Raw genomic sequence first — 20,868 nt, forward strand, 5'->3', positions numbered from 1 at the left:
CGTTTCGATCAGGTGCGTGCCGCGCCCTGCGGGCCTGCCTTGCCTGCACGCGCGGCCGGCCGCGCCTTCTTTTTCTTCGCGTTCACGCCGAAGCTCTCCGTCAGCCGGTCCAGCACGATCGCGAGCAGCACGACGCCGAGCCCGCCCTCGAAGCCGATCCCGATGTCGAGGCGCTGGATCCCGCTCAGCACGTACTCGCCGAGGCCGCCCGCGCCGATCATCGACGCGACTACCACCATCGACAGCGCCATCATGATCGTCTGGTTCACGCCGGCCATGATCGACGGCAGCGCGTTCGGCAGCTGGATCTTCCACAGCAGCTGCCAGTCGGTGCTGCCGAACGAGCGGCCGGCTTCGATCAGTTCCTCGCGGACCTGCCGGATGCCGAGCGTCGTCAGCCGCACGACGGGCGGCATCGCGAATACGATCGTCGCGATCACCGCCGGCACGCGTCCGAGCCCGAACAGGATCACGGCCGGGATCAGGTACACGAACGCGGGCATCGTCTGCATGAAGTCGAGCAGCGAGCGCAGGATCATGCCGATCCGGTTGTTGCGCGCGCCCCAGATCCCGAGTGGCACGCCGATCACCAGGCTGAAGAACGTCGCCGCGGTTACGAGCGCGAGGGTCGAGACCGTCTGCGCCCACAAGCCCATGTAGTGAATGACGAGCAGCGCGAGGCCGACGAAAATCGAGAACGCGATGCCGCGACGCCAGAGCGCGAGTCCGACCAGGATCACGACCATCGCGATGAACGGCACGGCGGCCAGGCCGTCCTCGAGCAGCTTCACGACCGCGCCGAGCCCCGCCGAGAACGTGTCGAAGCCGACGCGGAAATGCAGAAACAGAAAGTTGACGACATTTTCCGCAAACTTGCCGATCACCGACGCATTCATGCTGCCCTCCGTTGCATCATCTGCTTGAGTATCGTCCGGCAGGACACGACGCCCGCCAGTTGTCCCGCCGCGTCCGTCACCGGCACGTCGTGCTCCTGGGTCAGCGCGATCGACGCGAGCCGATGAAGATCCGTATCGATCGAAACCGCGTTGAAGTCGTGCAGGAATGCCTCGCGGATCGGTCGCGCACCGGAGCGGTGCAGCGTGGCGGGCGTGACGCAGCCCAGATAATGGCCGGCCTCGTCGCACACGTAACCGCATTCCGCGCCGCTGTCGATCAGCTGGTTCAGGTAGCGGTCGGACGGCGCCGCCGCATCGCACCGAAGCAGCCCGCGCCCGATCGTCGTCATCAGGCTGGACGCCTTCAGGAAGCGCGACACGTCGACGTTGCGGAAGAAGTCCTGCACGTATGCATCCGCCGGCGTCTGGATCAGTTCGGCCGGCGTGCCGACCTGGATCAGGCGGCCGTCCTTCATGATCCCGATGCGGCCGCCGATCTTCACCGCCTCCTCGATATCGTGGGAAATGAACACGATCGTGCGCTGCTCTTCCTTCTGCAGGCGCAACAGCTCGTTCTGCATTTCGAAGCGGATCAGCGGATCGAGCGCCGAGAACGCCTCGTCCATCAGCAGGACCGACGGATTCACCGCCAGCGCGCGAGCCAGCCCCACGCGCTGCTGCATGCCGCCGGACAACTCGCTCGGCAGCAGCTTCTCGTACGACCCGAGGCCGACGCGCTCCAGCGCGGCACGCGCCACCTCGTAGCGCTGCGCCTTCTTGACGCCCGCGACCTCGAGCCCGTAGGCGATGTTGTCGATCACGGTGCGGTTCGGCAGTAGTGCGAACGACTGGAACACCATCGCCATCTTCTGGCGCCGCACGTCGCGCAGTTCCGGCGTCGACATCGGCGCGATGTCGCGGCCTTCGAGCACGACCTGGCCGGATGTCGGCTCGATCAGCCGGTTGAGCAGTCGAACCAGCGTCGATTTACCGGAGCCCGACAGGCCCATGATCACGAAGATCTCGCCGGCCCTGACGCTCAGGCTTACGTCGTTGACCGCCACCATGTTGCCGGTTTCCGCGAAGATCTCGTTGCGTCCGACACCGCGCTTGAGCAGCTCGATCGCCCGCTCGGGCTTCGGACCGAAGATCTTCGACAGGTGCTTGACGGTCAGGATGTCGGTTCCGGTCGCGATGCTCGACCGGGCGATCGACGGCGCACCGTCGGTATGGAGTGCTCCGGGGGGAAGTACGTCGCCCGGCGCAAACGTCAGATTTGGGGCCATTCTGTCATCCCGACTAGCTGGTGATGGAAACCGCGAACTTCAGACGAGTCGCCTTCGATTGCCCGCTTGCCGCGCGGGCTCGATGCGCTCCTGCGTTGGTTGACGGCGCTGATTCAGTGAACGCAGCGTATCAATCCAATTACATCGGTCCCGATACATTTTCTGTGCGCTTTTCCATACCTTTGGTAATGCATCGAAAACGTGCGGCAAAGCGGGAATGGCGCGGAATGGTGCGAACGACGCGAAAACGCAATGCCTGCGCGGATGTGCGGGATGGCGCGGTGACTGAGGCACGGTGGGGCGTGCGGTGCGCGGGATGGTGCGGTAGGGGAAAATCCTGACGGGGGGTGCGTAGGGGAAACTACTGATAACGGCGGCGCGCGACGCGGGCGGCGCGGCAGATGGCTGATGGCTGATGGCTGATGGCTGATGGCTGATGATGATCGCGGCGGCCCGTGCGCCACGCGATCACGCGCGGCAGATCTTCGCGATGTTCAAGCGGGCGTTGCCAGAAGATTTATCGGTGCTTGACAGCCAGGATGTGCTCGAATCCTCGAACCGAGACATTCCGATTTCTCACTTAAAATAAAATATTCGTTAATACAATTACGCAAATCCATATGGGCGCAATCCGAGACCCCGGCGCCCGAACCCGTGATTTTCCATCCAGATCGACTCAAGCCCCGCTGGTCATGAGAGCGCGGGTCTTTCGCCTTTCGCGCGGAGCAATCTACTTCGTGACGCGATGCTCGTTTCGCCTTGATGAACTTCCCGACGCTTTATTCAGTGCTCCGACAACCAGCTCCACCGAAGTCAACAAATCGCAAGATGGTTAACCGAAATCGATTAATTCAATAAAACGTCGGCGCTTAATGGAATCGATTTCAACAAATAATTCCAATCACCCCCTCATATGACCGTTTACTTTCCAAGTTTACTTCCGCTAAGCTTACGGCACACTTTCTAAACCAACCGAATCGATCGACGCATTTCCAACTTCAAGCAATCCGCACTAAATAGCTCGATTATTGTTTATTTTTAAAATCAAATGAGACGGAATCAATTCATAAACACCGGCAAGCCATCATGTGATTGACCGGGCTCTCCGTGCGTCGGCCGTCGACATGTGCCTGCCGCCCCGACGCCGTCTCTTTGGCATCGCGATTCAGGTCGGGCGGGCCGGGCCCGATCATCTGGCCCGGCCCGCGCCGCACCGCTATCGCGAACTTCAAACTCACCCTCTTGCGAGCGCTGACGATGGATGACTTTTGCCGCGCGAACTTGCCCCCTGCCGAAGATTGGCCGACGTTTGTCTTTGAGTTGCCGGGGCTGCAGTTTCCGCCGTTTCTCAATTGCGCCGCCGCGCTGCTGGATACCGCAGTCGAAGAACGAGGCTGGGGCGATCGCATTGCGATCAAGACCGAGTCGGGCATCGCGTGGTCGTATCGCGAATTGCGCGATGCCGGCAACCGGATCGCCAACATGCTGGTCCGCGATGCGGGCCTGGTGGCCGGCAATCGAGTGCTGTTACACGGCACCAATCACCCGATGCTAGCCGCCGCGTGGTTCGGCGTGGTCAAGGCCGGTGGCGTGGCCGTCGCGACGATGCCGAAGCTGCGCGCGGGAGAGCTGTCGACCATCATCGGGCGAGCCCGGGTCACGCACGTCATCTGCGAAGCCGGTCTGTCGACCGAGCTCGACGGGGCGATGGCGAGCGTGCAGTGGCGCGGCGAAGTTCGACGCTACGAGACGGACGACACGCATCCGCACGCGCGCTGGCTCGATGGCTATTCAGCGGAATTCGCGGCCGCCGACACGCGCGCGGACGATCCTTGCCTCATCGCGTTCACATCGGGGACGACCGGGGAACCGAAGGCAACCGTCCATTTTCATCGCGACGTGATGGCAGCCTGCCACTGCTTTCCGGAGCACGTGCTCCGGCCCACCGCCGATGACGTGTTCTGCGGATCGCCGCCGCTCGCGTTCACGTTCGGGCTCGGCGCGCTGCTGCTGTTTCCGATCAGTGTCGGCGCGAGCGTCGTGCTGTTGCCGAAAGCGAGCCCGGAACGGCTGCTGGCCGCCATCGACCGGCACAGGGTCAGCATCCTGTTTACGGCACCGGCGGCCTATCGGTCCATGCTCGACCATCTCGACAGGCATGACGTGTCGTCCCTGCGCAAATGCGTGTCGGCGGGCGAGGCGCTCCCGTCGTGGACGCGCGACGCATGGCAGGAGCGCACCGGCCTGCACCTGATCGACGGAATCGGGTCGACCGAGATGCTGCATATCTTCGCGTCGACAGGCGACACCGGCGCGAAGAACGGCGCGATCGGCAAGGCGGTGCCCGGTTACCGCCTTGCCGTCGTGGACGAGCACGGCCAATGCCTGCCGCCCTACGAAATCGGCTATCTGGCCGTGCAGGGGCCGACCGGGTGCCGCTACCTGAATGACACGCGGCAACGCGACTACGTCAAGTACGGCTGGAACCTGACGGGCGACAGCGCCTACCTGGACGAGGACGGCTATCTGTTCTATCAGGCGCGCGCGGACGACATGATCATCAGCTCCGGCTACACGGTGTCTCCCGGCGAAGTGGAGCAGGCGCTGCTGCGCCATCCCGATATCGCCGAATGCGGCGTCGTCGGCCAGATCGACGAACGGGGCGGCACGCTCATCTGCGCGCACGTGGTGCTGCGACCTGGCGTCGACGGCTCGGAAGCGTTGACGATGCAACTGCAGCAGCACGTCAAGAGCGTGATTGCGCCGTACAAATGTCCGCATCGTATTGCCTACCACGCCTGCAGTTTGCCGCGCAACGAATCGGGCAAATTGCGTCGCGCCGTGCTCCGGCAGGCGGGTCATGGCGTGACGCGTCCCCTGAATCAAGCAGTCCAGAACGAACATACCCTATGAAAATTCTCGGAGCCGCGGTGGCCATTCCGGACCGAGCGACCACGGCGCAATCCTGCGCCAACGATTACGCGATCAAGGCAGCCAGGCAGGCGCTGCTGCAAGCCGGTTGCCTGCCGTCGGAACTGGATCTGATCGTCAGCCTGTCGATTTCTCCCAGCCGGATGGCGGACGCACCGACGATCGCCGGGCCGCGGCTGGCGCACCCGGTGCAGCGCGATCTGCGTGCGCGACATGCGGCCGTATTCGATCTGCTCGACGCGGACTGGACGCTCGCACTCGATCTCGCGCAAAGCCATTGCAAACAGCTCGGCTATCGACGCGCGCTCGTCGTTCGCGCGGAGGCGCTCGCGGACGTCGAACAGGTGGCCACGAGCGGCTTCGCCGACGGCGCGGGGGCGATCGTCCTGACGCCTGCCGGCCATGACCGAGTGTATGCCAGCCGCTACGCGGATCTCGAGTCGCCCCCGTTCGCGACGCTCGACGCGCTTCCCGCCCGGCGCGTGAACGGCATCCTGTCACTGGCCCGCTTCGAGAGCCGGTTCGATCACGCAACCGGTCGATTCGACGCCGAACCGGCCAATGCGGCCACCGCGCTGCGCGCGATGGTCGATGCGGTGCAGAGCCGCATCGACCGGCGCGTCGCCACGCTGTTTTGCGAATCGTGGTTGAGTGGATGGCCATCGATCGTCACCGGCGTGGGTCGCGATTTCCACGTCGATGTCGTCGCCGGTTCGACGGACATCCCGAACCCGTTCCAGTTGCCCGCGTGGCTCGCGTCCCGCGTCGCACATTCGAGGTCGTTGCGTGACGATGAACGTACGGTGGTCGCCATGACGCTGGATCCGTTCAGGCCGCGCATCGCCTGCAGCACGATGGAGATCTGATGGTGCACAACGTCCGAATCGCAAGTCTTGCGTGCCGCCTGCCGGCACGCCAGGTACCCAACGACGATCCCGTCTTCGCGGGCGTCGAGCCCATTCCGTCGGAATGGTGGCAATTCTGGGGCATCGAATCGCGCTACATGATCGATCCCGATGCCGGCGAATCCGAGCTTGCGCTGGCCGAGCGCACGGCCCGCGACGCACTCGCCCGTGCCGGCGTGGAAGCCGCCGAACTCGATCTGGTGCTGTTCAACATGACGTCGCCGTTCGTCTCGCTCGCCGACGGCCGGCGCCGTTTCGCGCCGCGGCTGGCGCGTGCGCTGCGCGACAGGCTCGGCGCCACGCGCGCGCTCGATGCCGATGTCGAGATGGAATGCGCGAGTTTCGTGCTGCAACTGCAGATCGCCACCAACCTCATCAAGCAGGGACGGGTGAAGCGGGCGCTGGTGTGCTCGTCGGAGCGCATGTCGGCCGTGGTCGACTACACCAGTAAATCGTCGACGAACTTCGGCGATGGCGCGGCCGCGGCCGTGCTCGTCGCCGAGCCGGCCAATCCCGATGGCGCCGATTGGCTGGATGCCGCGTATCACAGCGATGCAACCCGCTACGACCTCGTGACGATGCAGTGGCGCAATGCGCGGGCGGCGGCTGACGACGCGGCAACCGACGCCGACAACCCGTTCGGCGTGTATTTCACGCTCAAGCCCGAAGCGCAGGAGGCGATCTCGCGTTTCATGCCGGTGGCCATTCCCGATATCGTCGAGCGGCTGTTGCACCGAAGCGGAACGGGCATCGCCGACATCGATGCGATGGTGTTCCATCAGCCGTCGGCGCTGCTCGTGCGCGCATGGGCGCAGCGGCTCGGGCTCAAGCCCGACCAATACGTGATTCGCGTGGCCGATTGTGCGTGCCTCGTGTCGGCCGCCGTGCCGTTTGCGCTGTACGAGTCGATCCGGGAAGGCGTGATCCGGCCGGGATCGTTGGTCGTGATTGCCGGCGCAGGCGCCGGCTGGGGGTTCGGCGCGCAATTGTGGCGCTGGGGCGAAACCGTCGTGACCGATGCGGGCGATGCGGGCGATGCCGTCGCCGCCGTGACGGAACAGGAGGTGCGGACATGACCGCCAGACTCGTCATCGCCGGGATGGGCCACGCACTGCCGGACCGGATCGTCAGCAACGACGAAGTCGCCGGCATGATCGACACCAGCGACGCGTTCATTCGCGAACGAACCGGCGTCGTGGCGCGACGCTATCTCGCTCCCGATCAGCATCTGGCGGATCTCGCCTGCCCGGCCGCGGAACGGGCGATGGCCGATGCCGGCGTGACGGCGCGCGACGTCGATCTGCTGATCGTCAATACGCTGTCGCCGGATCACCACGATCCGTCGCAAGCGTGCTACATCCAGCCCCGGCTCGGATTGCGGGAGATTCCGTGCTTCGATATCCGCGCGCAATGCAGCGGCGGGCTCTACGGGATCGAGATCGCGCGTCACTTCCTCGCGAGCGGCCTGTATCGCAACGTGCTGCTGATCTGCGCCGAAGCCCTGTCGCGGCGGATCGACTCCAGCAATGCCGGCCGCAATCTGTCGATCCTGCTGAGCGACGGCGCCGCCGCGCTGCTGCTGCAAGCGACGGACCACCCGGCGCACGGGCTGATCGACCTGACGCTCGGCGCCGACGGCACCCAGTTCGACCTGCTCAGCACGGAAGCGCCCGGCGCGCGACGCCCACGCTTCATCGACGCAGACGACATCGCGGCCGGCCGGCACCATTTCCGGATGAAAGGCAAGCCGATGTTCGAAGACGCCACGCGGCGCATCGTCGACGCGTGCCGGCAAATGCTCGACAAGCACCGGCTGACGATGTCCGATATCGGTCTGGTCGTGCCGCACCAGCCGAACCTGCGCATCCTCGACGCGGTCATCGGGCAACTCGGGCTGCCCCGCGAGCGGTGCATGATTTCCGTCGATCAGCTGGGCAACATGGCGAGCGCGGCGTTTCCAGTCGCGCTCGCCATCGCACGCGAGCTAGGCCGCATGCCGGCCGGGCAGCTCAACCTCTTCGTGACCTACGGCGCGGGCGCGACATGGGCCTGTGCGCTCTATCGGAGCTGAACGACATGCTGAACGCTTCCCCGGGGTGGATCGATCAGCGGCTGGCCCTCGTCGGCACGGCCGACGTGCCGCTGTACGTGATCGTCAACGACGAGGCCGCGACGCTGATCGAGGGTGGCCTGAGCGGCATGACGGAGCTCGTGTGGCAGCAGCTTCACGACCTGCTGCGGGACTTTGGCGGCATCCGGCATTTGCGCTACTGGCTGATCACCCACTCGCACTATGACCATTGCAGCCTGCTGATGACGCTCAAGTCGCGCATGCCGTGGCTCCATGTATCCGGTTCTCCCGACGCGTTCGATGCGTTCCAGAGCCCGTCGGCCTGCCGAACCATCCGTCAGCTCGACGCGCAAGCGTCACGGTCGTGGGATCCCGCCGTCGGCGTCGATTTCACCGAGTTATCCGATCTGCCGTTCTACCCGGTCAATCCGGACACGCAGCTCGACATCGGCGACGGGATGCAGATTCGCACGATCGCGCTGCCGGGCCACAGCCGTTGCCAGTTCGGCTACTACTGCCCGCAGCTGGACATCGGTTTCGTGTCGGATGCGCTCGGCGAATTTCAAGGCGCCACCAGCTGGCTGCCGCTGGTCTTTCAGGACCTGTTTGCGTATCGGCACACGCTGGACGTCATCGAGCAACTGCAGGCGCCGCGGCTCGCATTGGGGCATCACGGCATCCTCACCGGCGAGCTTGCCCGATCGGCCGTGCGGCATGCACGTACGTGCCTCGATGCGCGCGAGGCCGACGCACGCGCGGTTCGCGGCAACGCCACCGCCACGCACGAACTGGCCCACCAGTGGACTGCGCGTTATGCGGCAAGGAGCGAACGGGTGGTGCCGCATTTCCTGCATCTCAAAAGCATGATGCACATGATCGATCTGTTCCATCGCGCCGAATAGCCTCCTACCGATTCCCGCCGCGGCAACGCATGGGCGCCGGCCGGCGTCAGGCCGCTGCTCGCTGTTTTCATTCCTCTTCCGACGACATCATGACCACTGCGACCTTGCCGACCACGCTTAGCGAATTGCTTCAGAACCGGGCCGCCACACTCGGCGACAAAACCGCCTACGTGTTCCTGAGCGGACCGCCCGAACAGGAACAGGCCGAATCGATGACCTTCGCGGAACTCGACGCACGCGCTCGCCGGGTCGCCGCGCTGCTGCAGCAGAACGCGATCGACATCGGCGACCGGGTCCTGCTGCTGTGCCGGCCGGGGCTCGACTATGTCAGCGCCTTCATGGGGTGCCTGTATGCGGGCGCGATCGCAGTTCCCGTCTACCCGCCGCGCAACAAGCAGCATATGGTGCGGATCGCCGGCATCGTCGAGAACGCAGGCGCGAACACGATTCTGTGTTCGGCCGAGGACCATGCGCGCTGCGCGACCTGGCTTGCCGATACCGACGCATCCGGCAGCACGCTGCTCGACGTCGGGGGCGCGCAGGTGCTGGATCCCGTGCCTTCGCCCGCCAGCGTGCAGCCATCCCGGATCGCCTTTCTGCAATACACGTCGGGAACCACCGGCAGCCCCAAGGGCGTGATGGTGTCGCACGGCAACCTGATGCATAACCTGGGGCTGATGCGCGAATGGCTCGCCTACGACGAGCAGAGCACGATCGTCAGCTGGCTGCCGCCATACCACGACATGGGCCTGATCGGCGTGATCCTGACGTCGCTCTACGGCGGCTTCCGGAGCGTGCTGATGGCCCCGGAACGCTTCATCCAGCATCCGTACCTGTGGTTGCGTGCGATCAGCCAGTACCGTGCGGATCTGACGGGCGCTCCGGATTTCGCATACCGGATGTGCTGCCGGCGGATCTCCGACGAACAGCTGGCGACGCTCGACCTGTCGTGCGTGCGGGTCGCCTATAACGGCGCCGAGTCGGTGCGCGCCAGCACCTTGACCGATTTTGCGCAGCGCTTCGCCGCCGCAGGCTTCGCTGCCGACGGTTTTCTGCCGTGCTACGGGCTGGCGGAGGGAACGCTGTACGTCGCCGGTCGCGCGAAGCAGCATCCGATCCGGACGCTATGCGTCGACCAGGCTGCGCTCCAGCGGCAATCCGTGGTGGTGCGCGGCGAATTCCTGGGCGTGTCGCCGCAGCCGCTGGATCGTCCGGGCGAACGGGTCCTGGTCAGCGTGGGTCGCACTGACGGCGAACAACACGTGATCGTGCGCGACCTGGAAACGAACGAGCGTTGCGCCGATCGGACCATCGGCGAAATCTGCGTGGCCGGCCCGAGCGTCGCCGCCGGCTACTGGCATCTGGACGAGCAGACGCATTCGACCTTCCAGCACAGTCTGGCGGGCCATCGGGATCAGGTGTTCATGCGCACCGGCGATCTCGGCTTCATTCTGGGCGACGAGCTTTACGTCACCGGCCGGCTCAAGGACATGGTGATCCTGGCCGGCCGCAACTACTACTCGGAGGACATCGAGTACGCGCTGATCGTCGGCGTGCCGGAACTCGTGCCGAACGGTTGCGCGGCCTTCATGGACGATCAGGTCGACGCGGAGCGCCTGATCGTCGTGGCGGAAGTCGAGCGCACGCAGCGCAAGGGCAATCTCGACAGCTTCATCGACGCGATTCGCCAGGCTATCTGGAACCGCCTCGACATCGGCCCGAGCGCGATCGTGCTGGTGTCGCCCGGTAGCGTGCCGAAAACGTCGAGCGGCAAGGTGCGCCGCAGCACGTGCCGCACGCAGCTGCACGACGGCGCGCTGACGATCCTCGCGCAGTGGGACGTCGAGGGCGGTGTACATACGCCCGCGCCCGATCGCCGGCAGCCCGCACGCCCGACAGCTGTTGCCGACCAGCCGGCGGCCAACGATCGCCGGCGTGATGAAAGCGCCACCGTCGACGAACTGAACGACTGGCTCAGGCACTACGCGCGCACGCGGATCGATTCGCGAACCATGGACGAGCGTCGCACCATTCCGCCGCACGTCGTGCTCGATTTCGGGAATCGGGGCCTGCTCGGCATGCCGATCGACCGTTCGCATGGCGGCCTCGGCCTCGGCCAGCGCGACATGTTGCGCGTGTTTGCGCAGCTGGCCGCGATCGATTCGACGCTGGCTTTCTTTGTCGCGCTGAACAACACGCTCGGGATCCTGCCGATCATGCAGCATGCGCAGCCACCATTGCGCGAGGAATTGCTGCCGAGCCTCGCGAGCGGTCGGATGCTCGCCGCATTCGCGATCACGGAGCCGGCCGCGGGCTCGCATGTGCGCGCGATTGCCTCCCGCGCACAGCGCACCGAGTCCGGCGACTGGCTGGTCACGGGGAACAAGCGCTGGAGCGGCTCATCCGCATGGGCGGGAATCATCAACGTGTTCGCGAGGCAGGCCGACGGCACCGGAATGGTCGGGTTGGCGGTGCGCCCCGGCACGCCAGGCGTGCGGATCGGTGCCGAGGAGCTGACGATGGGCGTGCGCGGCATGATCCAGAATTCGCTCCATCTGGATCGGGCACGAATCAGCGACGCATACCGGCTCGGCGACATCGGCCAGGGGATGCTCGTGGCGCAGCACGCGATGAACATCGCGCGCCTTGGCATCGCTGCCGTCTGCGTGGGCGGAATGAAGCGCTGTGCGCAGCTGATGCATCGCTACGGAGCGCGGCGCCAGGTCGGCACAGGCCTCCTGCTGGACAACCCGCTGAGCCGCCTGCGCCTGGGCGAGCTGCGTGACCGCATCGACGGGCTCGATGCGCTGGTCGAGCACCTGGCCGCCGAACTGGACCTCGGCGTCGCGGTGCCTGAAGACTGTCTCCTGATTTCGAAGATTCTCGGCTCCGAGCTGCTGTCGCAATCCGCTGACGAGATGATGCAGTTCCTGGGTGGCCGCGGTTATATCGAGACCAACCTGGCACCGCAGATCTTCCGGGACGCGCGCCTGACCCGCATCTTCGAGGGGCCGACCGAAACGCTGCTGGTTCACCTGGGCAGTCGTCTGCTCAACGGGAGCGACGATTTGCTGCGCTATCTGGAGCGTGCGCTGAGCGCCGGTGCGCTGGCCAGGGAGCTGCGCGAACTGGGCGCACAGCTGGCGCAAGACGGGCTCGCCAATGCGTCGAAACTCGACGGCACCGCGCACGCTGCCGTGTGGGTCAATTATTGGCTCGGCACGATCGCGCAATGGGGATTGCTGCTGGCGGTGACCGAACGCGCGGCTGCGCAGCAGCACATCGGCGACGGCACGCTGCGCTGGGCGCAGAGCCAGTACGAACTCGCGATCGAGGCGGCGCAACGGCAGGTCGGCCTGCGATCTGCGTTGTCCACGACAGGGGAACTGAACGACTGGGCAGCGCGCATCGGGTTCGAGATCGGCTCGATCGAGCAAACGATCCCGGGCGCAAGCCAACTCGTCGATCCGTTGCTGGACCCCAATGCCGACGCGCGTTCGGTCTCCCGCGCGCCCGACGCGCCAGCCGGCGAAGACGCCGGTTCGGCCGCAACCCCGATCGTGAGTGAGCCGGCAAGCCTGTTCGATCGCCAACAGATTCATGCCGTCGAACAATGGCTCATCGCGTGGCTGGGCGAGCGCCTCAAGCATCGCAAGCTTCGATTGACGCGCGAATCGACGTTCGCCGAAATCGGCTTCGACTCGATCCTCGCCGTCGAAATGACGATCGTTTTCAGCGAGACGTTCAGCGTGACGGTCGATCCGTCCGCGGTCTGGGACTACCCGTCCATTCGTGCGCTGGCCGCCCATCTTGCGCCCCGGACTCACGGCGCCGCGCCGGCCGTTGCCGTAGCGCACGCCGATTCGGATGCAGCTTCATCCATTGCAGCCCAACCTTCGACCCTGTGAGACCGTCCAACATGCACGCCCGATTCGACCTTGGTGATTCCACCACCGCACTGGCCCGGCAGCTCGAACACTATCTCGACGCCTATCCCGACGAAACACGCACATTGCTCGGCCTGTCGGCCGGCACCACGATCGGCGTCGAGGTGCTCGACATGGAGCTGCCGGTCAAGCTCGAGCAACACACGCATGCAGCCACGCTGCGCATCGGCCGACACGACGCTCAGCGCGTAATGGCCTATACGCGCAGTTGCAACTGGGCGAACGGTATCGTGCTGGTGCCGACGCTGGCGCGCCTGGTGTTTGCCGGCGCGTTCCGCGGCCTGCGGGCCGGAGCGCCCCGCGCGATGCGCGCATTCGCAAAGACCCGCCAGCCCGACCCGACTCGTAACCTGGGGGTTCTGTGGGGCGCCCTCAACCTGTTGAGCCTGGCCGGCTGGCTGACCCTCGATCGCGGCGACGAAGACGCCGAATATGCGCTCACCCCGGCCGGTGAATATGTCGTCGCGTGCGTCGAGCACACCCGTCCGCTGTTCGAGCAACTGGCGAGTGCCACGTCGGTGCTCCAGCATCTGCACGCCCTGTGTCACCGAACGCGCATCGCGGCCGACGACAGCGCGCTGTATGCACAGCTCGCGCGGCTCTGCGTAGCGGGTTGGCCGGAGCTTCCGATTCCGGCCAACGATCTGGAGCGCCAGGTGAATGGACAGCTGCGCACGGCGATGGACGGCCTGTTGCTCGGCCCGACCTGGGTCGCGCTCGATATGCCGGTGTTCGACAGGCAGCCGGATGGCCAGTACACGCAATCGGCACCCGGAATCCTCGGCAAGCTCGACCAGCAGCCCGACGGGGTCGCGGTCGGCGCCTGGACGCAGGCCGATCCTGTCGTGCTGCACGCGGCATGGGCGCTGATGTGCAAGTTCGGCATGGCGGAAATCGATCGGGAGAAGGTGCGCCTCACCGAGGCTGGGCGGATTCACCGTCCGATTGCCGCCCCTTACGCGGGGTTGCCCGCGTCCTATCTGCGTTCGTATGCGTTGCTCGACGAACTCCTGTTCCGCAACCCCGATCCGCTCGATATCGATAGCGACGGCCACATCGATCGCGTGATGAACGTGTATGCGTCGAGCGGCGCCGGGTCCGGGCCGGCGTCGCAGGAAATCACGACAAAAATCCTGCGCAAGTTGTTCGACGACACGCCGCTGGATCGCCAGCCGGCCGGCATCGCGGACATGGGCTGCGGCGACGGCAGCGCGCTGAAGCGCCTGGCGGAATACGTCATTACGTCGACGCGGCGCGGCCGGCACCTCGCGGCCTATCCGCTGCTCGTGATCGGCGCGGACTACAACGAATCCGCGCGCGGCCGCGCAGCCGCCACGCTGTCTGCACTGACGGACATCTCCGGCGTGCAGGTACGCGTGATCGCCGCCGACATTTCCCAGCCCGACCGCTACGACGAAGCCGTGGCCGAAAGCGGCCTGACCGTCAGGCAGCCGGACGGCAGCGTGCGCCCGGCGCGACTGAGCGACTTGTTGCATACCTTCATGTTCCTGGTCCACAACCGCCGGCTGAGCATCCGTCGCAAGGACGCCGCCGAAGCGATCCTCGAGCGCCACCTCCGCACCGTCGATCGAGCGCGCCTGCGCGCGGTCGTCGACCAGTACTATCCGGGCATGCTGACGGTATCGGAGCAGGCCGAATACCCGATCGAGCTCGATCGGATCAAAAGCGCGTTCAAGGTAGCATACAGCGATGCGGAAGGCCTTGTTCCCGGTTACGTGGCGGCGGCGGATCTCATCGATTTCCTGACCCGCTGGAAGCGCCACGCGAAGCATGGCTTTCTCATCGTGGAAGGGCATAGCCCGTGGGCGGAGAATCTTTGCGCGCGTGCGCCGGGTGGGCCGGACACGTGGTTGCGCACCGAGCAGCTTCCGTCGGTATTCAACTGGGGCATGCATTTCGTGTCGCGCCAATTCATGGCGCCGTTCAACGAATTCACACTCGCGTTGACCCTGGCTGGCCTGCGCCCCGACAGCCCGATTTATGGGCGGATTCATCCGGAGGGGTTCCCGGCACCGGATCTGCTGAGCGACTATCGATTCTTCAGTATCGCAAACTATGTGGCCGATACCGGCAACGCCGTTTCCGGCTAACGGTCCGTTCGGCGCCACGCAGCGTGCGGCTACGCCGCGAATGGCGTCAAGAAAACACCCCGGAGGCCGGATCGAGATCCGACCTCCGGGGTGCGGTGCCAAACCTGCCTTCACGCCGGTTTCATGCCGTCGCCGGATTCACGCGAAAGCGTACACGCCACCCGCGCCCGACGCTCGCATCATGCGCTGTAGTCGTACACCCCCCGCCCCGTCTTCCGCCCGAGCCTTCCTGCCGACACCATCTCGCGCAGCAGCGGGCACGCACGATACTTCGTGTCGCCGAAGTCCTTCAGGAACACGTCCATCACCGCGAGGCACACGTCGAGCCCGACGAGATCGGCCAGCGCGAGCGGCCCGATCGGATGGTTCGCACCGAGCTTCATCCCCGCGTCGATCTCCTCGGCCGACGCGATGCCTTCTGCCAGCACGAAGAACGCTTCGTTGATCATCGGCACGAGGATCCGGTTCACGACGAAGCCCGGCGCGTTGCGCACGCCGATCGGCGACTTGTCGAAACGCTCGGTGAGCGCGCGCACCGCCGACGCGGTCGCGTCACTCGTCTGCAGCCCGCGGATGATCTCGACGAGCGGCATCAGCGGCACCGGGTTGAAGAAGTGCATGCCGACGAAGCGCGACGGATCGGCAAGCAGCGCCGCGAGCGCGGTGATCGAGATCGACGACGTGTTGGTCGCGATGATCGCATCGGGCCGCGCGACCGCTTCGATCTGCTTCAGGATGCGGCTCTTCAGCTCGACGTTTTCGGTCGCGGCTTCGATCACGATGTCGACCGCGGCGAGCTTCGCGTAATCGGTCGACGTCGTGATGCGCGCGAGCGCGGCGTCGCGTGCGCCCGCGGTGAGCTTCTCCTTCGACACGAGCCGCTCGAGGCTGCCCTTCAGCGCGGCGACGCCCTTGTCGAGCGCCGCATCGGTAACGTCGATCATCACGACGTTGAGTCCTGCAACGGCGGCGGTTTGCGCAATGCCGTTGCCCATGGTTCCGGCGCCTACGACGCCGACGGTTTCAATGGCCATGACGATTCCTGTATGTTCGGGTGCTGAGCGTTCGATTATCAGATGTTCTCGAAGATCGCCGCAATGCCCTGGCCGCCGCCGATACACATCGTCACGAGCGCATAACGCCCGCCGATACGCTTCAGCTCGTACAGCGCCTTGACCGTGATCAACGCGCCCGTCGCGCCGATCGGGTGGCCGAGCGAAATGCCCGAGCCGTTCGGGTTGACCTTGGCCGGATCGAGACCGAGCTCCTGCGTGACCGCGCACGCCTGGGCCGCGAACGCCTCGTTCGCCTCGATCACGTCGAGATCGCCGATCTTCAGGCCCGCGCGCTCGAGCGCCTTCTGCGTGGCCGGCACGGGGCCGATGCCCATGTACGCCGGATCGACGCCCGCGTGTGCATACGCGACCAGACGCGCGAGCGGCTTCACGCCCTGCGCACGCGCGGCATCCGCGCTCATCATCAGCACCGCGGCGGCCGCATCGTTGATCCCCGACGCGTTGCCGGCCGTCACCGTGCCGTCTTCCTTCGCGAACACCGGCTTCAGCTTCGAGAAATCGTCCGGGCCCGCGTCGTGACGCACGTGCTCGTCGGTGTCGAACGCGACCTCGCCCTTCTTCGTGCGGATCGAGATCGGCAGGATCTGATCCTTGAAGCGGCCTTCGGCGATCGCGCGCGCCGCGCGACGATGCGATTCGAGCGCGAGCGCATCCTGCGCGTCACGCGAAATGCCGTACTTGCGTGCGACGTTCTCGGCCGTCACGCCCATGTGGATCGTCTGGAACGGGTCGTGCAGCGCGCCGAGCATCATGTCGACGAGCTTCGCGTCGCCCATGCGCTGGCCGAAGCGCGCGGCCGGCACGGTGTACGGTGCGCGGCTCATGCTCTCCGAGCCGCCGCCGATCGCGATGTCGGCATCGCCGAGCATGATCGTCTGCGCGGCCGACACGATCGCCTGCAGGCCCGAGCCGCACAGACGGTTCACGGTCAGCGCCGGCGTGTGCTGCGCGACGCCGCCGTTGATCGCCGCGACACGCGCGAGATACATGTCCTTCGGTTCGGTGTTCACGACGTGGCCGAACACGACATGCCCGACCGCATCGCCCGACACGTTCGCGCGCGACAGCACTTCGCTCACGACCTTCGCGCCGAGATCGGTCGGCGAGAAATCCTTCAGGCTTCCGCCGAAATCGCCGATCGCGGTACGGACACCGCTCACCACCACGACTTCCTTCGCTGCATTGCTCATCGTCTCACTCCGGTTCGTTCGCGCCCGCGGGCGCGGGGATGCGTTGCGTTACATGTTCGGGTAATTCGGCCCGCCACCGCCTTCCGGCGTGACCCACACGATGTTCTGCGTCGGGTCCTTGATGTCGCAGGTCTTGCAGTGCACGCAGTTCTGCGCGTTGATTACCAGCCGATCGCCGCCGTCGTCGTTCTTCACGAACTCGTACACGGCCGCCGGGCAAAAGCGGGCCTCCGGCCCCGCGTACGTGCGCAGGTTCACGTTCACCGGCACGCTCGCATCCTTCAGCGTCAGATGCGCCGGCTGGTTCTCCTCGTGGTTCGTGTTCGAGATGAACACCGACGACAGCCGGTCGAACGTCAGCTTGCCGTCCGGCTTCGGATACTCGATCGGCGTGTATTCCGATGCGGGCTTCAGCATCTCGTGATCCGCATGCTTGTGGTGCAGCGTCCACGGCACGTTGCCACCCATCACCTTCTGCTCGAGCCCGACCATCAGCGTGCCGAGATACAGCCCCTTGGCCATCCATTGCTTGAAGTTGCGCGCGCGGTACAGCTCCGTGTACAGCCACGATTGCTTGAAGGCGTCCGGATACGCATTGAGCTCATCGCTCTGGCGCCCGGCCTGCACTGCGTCGAATGCAGCATCGGCCGCCAGCATGCCGGTCTTGATCGCCGCGTGGCTGCCCTTGATCCGCGACGCGTTCAGGAAGCCCGCATCGTCGCCGATCAGCGCGCCGCCCGGGAACACCGTCTTCGGCAGCGACAGCAGGCCGCCCGCCGTGATCGCGCGCGCGCCGTACGACACGCGCTTGCCGCCTTCGAGGAACGCGCGGATCGACGGATGCGTCTTGTAGCGCTGGAATTCCTCGAACGGCGACAGGTACGGGTTCGTGTAGCCGAGGCCCACCACGAAGCCGACCACCACCTGGTTGTTGTCCATGTGATACAGGAACGAGCCGCCGTACGTATCGGACTTCAGCGGCCAGCCGGCCGTGTGGATCACGAGGCCCGGCTTGTGCTTGGCCGGATCGATCTCCCACAGCTCCTTGATGCCGATCCCGTACGCCTGCGGATCCGCGTTCGCGTCGAGCTTGAACTTCGAGATCAGCTGACGGCCGAGGTGGCCGCGGCAGCCTTCGGCGAACAGCGTGTACTTCGCGTGCAGCTCCATGCCGAGCTGGAAGTTCTCGGTCGGCTCGCCGTCCTTGCCCACACCCATGTTGCCGGTGGCGACGCCCTTCACCGAGCCGTCGTCGTTGTAGAGAATCTCGGCGGCCGGGAAGCCCGGGAAGATCTCGACGCCCAGCGCTTCGGCCTGTGCCCCCAGCCAGCGCGTGACGTTGCCCAGCGAGATCACGTAGTTGCCGTGGTTCTGGAAGTTGGCGGGCAGCGCCCAGTTGGGCGTGGTGACCGCGCTGTTCTCGGACAGGAACAGGAAGCGATCTTCCGTCACCGCGACATCGAGCGGCGCGCCGCGTTCCTTCCAGTCGGGGAACAGTTCGGTGATCGCGCGCGGGTCCATCACCGCGCCCGACAGGATGTGCGCGCCGATCTCGGAACCCTTCTCGAGCACGCACACGCCGATCTCGGTGCCTTTCTCGGCGGCCAGCTGCTTGAGCCGGATCGCCGCCGACAGCCCGGCGGGGCCGCCGCCGACGATCACGACGTCGTATTCCATCGATTCGCGCGGGCCGTATTGCGCGAGCAAGTCCTGTGTGGTCAAAATCCTGTCTCCTCCTGCGCCCCGACCGTTACGGTCAGAACTGGTCTTCCGTCAACGCGAGCACGCTCTCGTTGCCCTTCGCGCCGACGATCGATGCTTCGAGCGCGCCGGCCTGCACGAGGACGTGTTCCGCATAGCATTGTGCGATCGCGATCTTCGCATCGTAGAACGCCGTGTCGTGCGCGCGGTTCGCGTGCGCCGCCAGCAGCGCGCGCGCCATCTGCCATCCGCACAGCACCACGCCCGCCAGCTTCAGGTACGGCACGCTGCCGGCGAACACCGCGTTCGGGTCCTGCTTCGCGTTCGCGACCACGTAGTCCACCACCGACGACAACGCGCGCGCGCCCTTCTCAAGCTGCGCCTTCATCGACGCGGCCGCCGCGCCGTCGAGCTTGCCGAGCGCCGCGACAGTGTCGCCGATCTCCGCGATCAGCGCCTTCGCGACCGCGCCGCCGTCGCGCAGCGTCTTGCGGCCGACGAGGTCGTTCGCCTGGATCGCGGTCGTGCCTTCGTAGATCGCCAGGATCCGCGCATCGCGGTAGTACTGCGCCGCGCCGGTTTCCTCGATGAAGCCCATCCCGCCGTGCACCTGCACGCCCAGGCTCGCCACGTCGTTCACCATCTCGGTGCTCCAGCCCTTCACGACCGGCACCAGATATTCGTAGATTGCCTGATGACGCGTACGCGTCGCCTCGTCCGAATGGCGGTGGGCAATGTCGCTGTGCGCGGCAGCCACATAGGCGAGCGCGCGAGCGCCTTCGGTCAGCGCGCGCATCGTGCCGAGCATCCGGCGCACGTCCGGGTGATGGATGATCGTCACCGACTGCTTCGCCGAGCCGTCGACCGGGCGGCTCTGCACGCGCTCCTTCGCGAATTCGGCGGCCTTCTGGTATGCGCGGTCGGCCACGCCGATCCCCTGCATCCCGACGCCGAAGCGCGCGGCGTTCATCATGATGAACATGTATTCGAGGCCGCGGTTCTCCTCGCCGACCAGATAGCCGATCGCGCCGCCGTGGTCGCCGTATTGCAGCACCGCCGTCGGGCTCGCCTTGATCCCGAGCTTGTGCTCGATCGATACGCAGTGCACGTCGTTGCGTGCGCCCAGCGAACCGTCGTCGTTGACCATGAACTTCGGCACGATGAACAGCGAGATGCCCTTCACGCCTTCCGGCGCGTTGGGCGTGCGCGCGAGCACCAGGTGGACGATGTTGTCCGCCATGTCGTGCTCGCCCCACGTGATGAAGATCTTGGTGCCGAACACCTTGTACGTGCCGTCGCCCTGCGGCTCCGCGTGCGAGCGCACCAGCGCGAGGTCCGAACCGGCCTGCGGCTCGGTCAGGTTCATCGTGCCCGTCCATTCGCCCGAGATCAGCTTCGGCACGTAGCGCTGCTTCTGCTCGTCGGTGCCGGCCGTCAGCAGCGCCTCGATCGCGCCGTCGGTGAGCAGCGGACACAGCGCGAACGACAGGTTCGATGCATTCAGCATCTCGATGCACGGCGTCGCGATCAGCTTCGGCAGCCCCTGGCCGTCGTATTCGGTCGGATGCTGCAGGCCCTGCCAGCCGCCTTCGACGAACTGGCGGAACGCCGCGCCGAAGCCGGGCGTCGCCGTCACGACGCCGTCCTTCCAGCTGCTCGGGTTGCGGTCGCCCTCGACGTTCAGCGGCGCCAGCACCTCGCCGCAGAATTTCGCGGATTCTTCGAGCACGGCCTGCGCCGTGTCGTAGCCGGCTTCCTCGAAGCCCGGCAACTGCGCAACGGTGTCGATGCCCGCGAGTTCCTTCAGCACGAACAGCATGTCCTTGACAGGGGCGTTATAGCTCATGGTCGA

14 protein-coding genes are annotated in these 20,868 nt (G+C 65.8%); 8 read left to right on the plus strand and 6 right to left on the minus strand.

Features of this window, described 5'->3' with window-relative positions; genetic code table 11:
• Positions 1–8: 8 nt before the first annotated feature.
• A complete protein-coding gene (locus BAMB_RS28715) occupies positions 9–896 on the minus strand; it encodes an ABC transporter permease (protein ID WP_011660659.1) in 888 nt (295 codons plus the stop codon).
• Entirely contained in the window at positions 893–2,182 is a 1,290-nt protein-coding gene (locus BAMB_RS28720; RefSeq protein WP_011660660.1) for a quaternary amine ABC transporter ATP-binding protein, read from the minus strand. Before BAMB_RS28720 ends, BAMB_RS28715 begins: the two co-directional genes overlap by 4 nt.
• Before the next feature lie 436 nt (positions 2,183–2,618).
• On the opposite strand from BAMB_RS28720, the gene BAMB_RS35630 reads away from it, so the two are divergent.
• The 8 genes from BAMB_RS35630 to BAMB_RS28755 all read left to right on the plus strand — a co-directional run bounded on the left by BAMB_RS35630 (position 2,619) and on the right by BAMB_RS28755 (position 15,049).
• Positions 2,619–2,771, plus strand: a complete 153-nt coding sequence (locus BAMB_RS35630; protein ID WP_158380559.1) for a hypothetical protein — start codon at positions 2,619–2,621, stop codon at positions 2,769–2,771.
• Between the two features lie 668 nt (positions 2,772–3,439).
• Positions 3,440–5,095, plus strand: coding sequence for an AMP-binding protein (locus BAMB_RS28725; protein WP_011660661.1), 1,656 nt, complete (start codon positions 3,440–3,442; stop codon positions 5,093–5,095).
• Positions 5,092–5,979, plus strand: coding sequence for a beta-ketoacyl-[acyl-carrier-protein] synthase family protein (locus BAMB_RS28730; protein ID WP_011660662.1), 888 nt, complete (start codon positions 5,092–5,094; stop codon positions 5,977–5,979). The genes BAMB_RS28725 and BAMB_RS28730 overlap by 4 nt, the downstream gene beginning before the upstream one ends.
• Complete coding sequence (locus BAMB_RS28735; RefSeq protein ID WP_011660663.1) at positions 5,979–7,094, plus strand: 3-oxoacyl-ACP synthase III family protein; 1,116 nt, start codon at positions 5,979–5,981, stop codon at positions 7,092–7,094. The genes BAMB_RS28730 and BAMB_RS28735 overlap by 1 nt, the downstream gene beginning before the upstream one ends.
• Positions 7,091–8,089: a ketoacyl-ACP synthase III gene (locus tag BAMB_RS28740; protein WP_011660664.1), complete on the plus strand. Its 999-nt coding sequence runs from the start codon at positions 7,091–7,093 to the stop codon at positions 8,087–8,089. The genes BAMB_RS28735 and BAMB_RS28740 overlap by 4 nt, the downstream gene beginning before the upstream one ends.
• Positions 8,090–8,094: 5 nt before the next feature.
• Positions 8,095–8,991, plus strand: coding sequence for an MBL fold metallo-hydrolase (locus BAMB_RS28745; protein ID WP_011660665.1), 897 nt, complete (start codon positions 8,095–8,097; stop codon positions 8,989–8,991).
• 89 nt (positions 8,992–9,080) lie between these two features.
• Positions 9,081–12,899 (plus strand): AMP-binding protein, encoded by a 3,819-nt coding sequence (locus tag BAMB_RS28750; protein ID WP_041491757.1) that lies wholly within the window; start codon positions 9,081–9,083, stop codon positions 12,897–12,899.
• Between the two features lie 11 nt (positions 12,900–12,910).
• Positions 12,911–15,049 carry a class I SAM-dependent methyltransferase gene (locus BAMB_RS28755; protein WP_011660667.1) on the plus strand — a complete coding sequence of 713 codons (2,139 nt, stop codon included), beginning with the start codon at positions 12,911–12,913 and terminating at the stop codon, positions 15,047–15,049.
• A gap of 179 nt (positions 15,050–15,228) precedes the next feature.
• On the opposite strand, the gene BAMB_RS28760 is transcribed toward BAMB_RS28755, so the two are convergent.
• The 4 genes from BAMB_RS28760 to BAMB_RS28775 form a co-directional block, all read right to left on the minus strand.
• A complete protein-coding gene (locus BAMB_RS28760; protein WP_011660668.1) occupies positions 15,229–16,083 on the minus strand; it encodes a 3-hydroxybutyryl-CoA dehydrogenase in 855 nt (284 codons plus the stop codon).
• Between the two features lie 38 nt (positions 16,084–16,121).
• On the minus strand, positions 16,122–17,315 hold the full coding sequence (gene bktB / locus BAMB_RS28765) for a beta-ketothiolase BktB (protein WP_011660669.1): 1,194 nt from the start codon (positions 17,313–17,315) through the stop codon (positions 16,122–16,124).
• Positions 17,316–17,363: 48 nt separating this feature from the next.
• Positions 17,364–18,992 carry an electron transfer flavoprotein-ubiquinone oxidoreductase gene (locus tag BAMB_RS28770; RefSeq protein ID WP_408580299.1) on the minus strand — a complete coding sequence of 543 codons (1,629 nt, stop codon included), beginning with the start codon at positions 18,990–18,992 and terminating at the stop codon, positions 17,364–17,366.
• 79 nt (positions 18,993–19,071) lie between these two features.
• Complete coding sequence (locus BAMB_RS28775; RefSeq protein ID WP_011660671.1) at positions 19,072–20,862, minus strand: acyl-CoA dehydrogenase; 1,791 nt, start codon at positions 20,860–20,862, stop codon at positions 19,072–19,074.
• Positions 20,863–20,868: the final 6 nt, after the last annotated feature.

This window comes from Burkholderia ambifaria AMMD, assembly GCF_000203915.1.
Lineage (GTDB): Bacteria > Pseudomonadota > Gammaproteobacteria > Burkholderiales > Burkholderiaceae > Burkholderia > Burkholderia ambifaria.